Annotated in this window: 6 protein-coding genes; all 6 read right to left on the bottom strand. The window is 66.9% G+C overall.

The annotated features are described in order from the left end of the window. A partial coding sequence (locus tag EOA85_RS33995) for a hypothetical protein (RefSeq protein ID WP_164760087.1) occupies positions 1-303 on the bottom strand: 303 nt, incomplete at its 3' end. Between the two features lie 37 nt (positions 304-340). Continuing rightward, a complete protein-coding gene (locus EOA85_RS34000; RefSeq protein WP_127212611.1) occupies positions 341-715 on the bottom strand; it encodes a hypothetical protein in 375 nt (124 codons plus the stop codon). A 254-nt stretch (positions 716-969) separates the two neighbouring features. Continuing rightward, entirely contained in the window at positions 970-1,098 is a 129-nt protein-coding gene (locus tag EOA85_RS40020) for a hypothetical protein (protein WP_281033829.1), read from the bottom strand. Next, entirely contained in the window at positions 1,095-1,484 is a 390-nt protein-coding gene (locus EOA85_RS34005) for a transcriptional regulator (RefSeq protein WP_245486295.1), read from the bottom strand. The genes EOA85_RS40020 and EOA85_RS34005 overlap by 4 nt, the downstream gene beginning before the upstream one ends. Further along, positions 1,481-1,747: a hypothetical protein gene (locus tag EOA85_RS34010; RefSeq protein WP_127212612.1), complete on the bottom strand. Its 267-nt coding sequence runs from the start codon at positions 1,745-1,747 to the stop codon at positions 1,481-1,483. The genes EOA85_RS34005 and EOA85_RS34010 overlap by 4 nt, the downstream gene beginning before the upstream one ends. Then, positions 1,744-1,950 (bottom strand): hypothetical protein (locus tag EOA85_RS37910; protein WP_206523446.1); only part of this gene is annotated, 207 nt, incomplete at its 5' end. The genes EOA85_RS34010 and EOA85_RS37910, both read right to left, overlap by 4 nt.

Consider the following 1,950-nt stretch of genomic DNA (forward strand, 5'->3'; position numbering starts at 1 on the left):
GGCGAGCCGGGCGCGCTCGGCAGCATTGGCGGTCTTGTTCACGGTGGTCTCGCCGGCGGCGATTTTTTCGCGCTTTAGCTTGAGCTCGATCTGGCGGGTTTCCGACCAGGCGATCGCCTCCTCGACCGTGAACCATGGCCCGGCCTTGCCGTGGCGCAGATCCTCGCCTTTGTAGCCGAGCTGGCGATGCACCTTCGAGGCGAAGAAGCGCGGCCGGCCGTCGCGCCAGGTGACCAGCGGGATATTGATTTCGACCTTGCCCATGGCGCGCCCTTCGCGTGGCAGTCTGGAACCGGCGAACATGATGAAATCCTTTCGAGTTGTCAAAACGGGCTGTGGACTAGGCAACCATTGCCGGCGGCGGCAGCGGGATAGCCCCGGCATGCGGCCGCCAAAGGTGTAGGCAGAATGGATGATGCGAAATGTGATCGGCCGGCGGCACATGCAGCTGCATGGCGACTTCATCCGGCCGGAAAAAGGCTCGCTTGATGAACTCCATTTCCTGCCAACGCGGGCAACGATTGGCGAGCGACACGCTGACGTGATCCCAACCGTCGCCGTTCGAGGCGATGACGCGCAGCTGGCGGCGGTCGATCGGCGACAACAGAACGAAAGCGCCGCAGATAGCATCGCCGGCAGGATCCACGCCCCAAAGCGTCGCGATGTTCGGCGGCAGCATGACACGGAAGCGGCTAAGGTCATTCAGATTGCGCATGGCTAGTCCTGTTTTGCGAAGAAATGCCGGGCGCCATTCACGGCCGCCCGGCCTAGGTGCTCGCCGCTCTCGTTAAATCGGCGAGGTTGGTGAGCCCGGCGGGTACGCTGGTGGGAGGTTCCAATCCCGCCGGGCGATCCCCTCAAAAAGGGATCTATCGTAGCCGGCGGCGCCCGATGGCGAAGCCGATGCGCAGGCCGGCAAACGCGCCGGTCAAGAAGACGACGCCCAGCAGGGCGGCGAACAGGCCGAGCTCATTCATCGTTGCGCACGTCGAAGCCGCGGCGGCGCCGGCGCGGAGCGTGCAGCGCCTCGACCAGCAAGGCCAGGTGCACGGCCGCGACGGCGGCGATGGCGAGGCCGATCAGCAGCGTGTCGATCATGCCTGCCCCCTGATGCTGCGCAGATAGGGGCGCTCGGCCAGCACGTCGCGCGTGGCGCGCCAGGAGCGGCGGCCGGCGCGCCTGGCCTTGTCTTCCTCGCGCCAGACCGACGCCAGGCGGTTCATCGCCTGCAGCACGCCGAGCGCCTGCGCATTGGCGCGGTCGAAGCGGTGCGCCATGTAGAGGTCGTGCAGCTCGGCGCCCCGCGCCTTGCGCCGGTTGTTGAAGGCGGTTCGACAATCGGTCGAGCAGAATTCGCCCTTGGCCGAACGCTGTTCACCGCACTCGAGGCAAGCGTGTACACGCTTCTTCACAGAGGGACCGCCAGGCGCAACGGCGGCTTGCGGACGTGGTGCCGGGCCTTCGGTGCCGTTAGAGAGCGTCATGCCCGCCTCCTGGAGGGCTTGGCGGCAAGTTCCTGCAACTTGGCGCGGCCGGCGTCGGTTATGACGCGGCGAGCATTCTTGCCCCTGCCTTTGCCCGTCTCGGCAAGGTAGCCATGCGTCCAGACCAGGCGAGAGACGACGACCGGGCCGTGATACTCCCAGCAATTGCCGGGATCGATCCAGCCTGCCACCGTCCAGCACAAGCCGCCGGCGGCATCGGCATCCGACGCGGCCTGCAGCGCTGCAACCATTTTCGGGGTCATCGCGCCGCCTCCGTATCGAGACGGCGTTGCGCGGCGTTGCGCCAGTTGCGCAGCAGGCCGCCCGCGCCGCCAGTGCAGGATGACTGGATGCCGGCAAGCTTAAGGGTGTAGCCGTCGCCACCGGCGTTCCATGTCGCGCCGTGCTCGTTCTGCAGCGTCGCGAGGATCGCCGCGGCGGCTCGCTCCAGTGCCCGGCATTCCTC

The sequence above is a fragment of the Mesorhizobium sp. M5C.F.Ca.IN.020.29.1.1 genome (genome assembly GCF_003997375.1).
Taxonomy (GTDB): Bacteria; Pseudomonadota; Alphaproteobacteria; order Rhizobiales; family Rhizobiaceae; genus Mesorhizobium; species Mesorhizobium wenxiniae.

Bases quoted from the DNA above. Each gene is read 5' to 3' on its own strand.
- EOA85_RS34010 (WP_127212612.1), bottom strand. From the start codon at position 1,747: ATGACCCCGAAAATGGTTGCAGCGCTGCAGGCCGCGTCGGATGCCGAT.
- EOA85_RS34000 (WP_127212611.1), bottom strand. From the start codon at position 715: ATGCGCAATCTGAATGACCTTAGCCGCTTCCGTGTCATGCTGCCGCCG.
- EOA85_RS40020 (WP_281033829.1), bottom strand. From the start codon at position 1,098: ATGATCGACACGCTGCTGATCGGCCTCGCCATCGCCGCCGTCGCGGCC.
- EOA85_RS34005 (WP_245486295.1), bottom strand. From the start codon at position 1,484: ATGACGCTCTCTAACGGCACCGAAGGCCCGGCACCACGTCCGCAAGCC.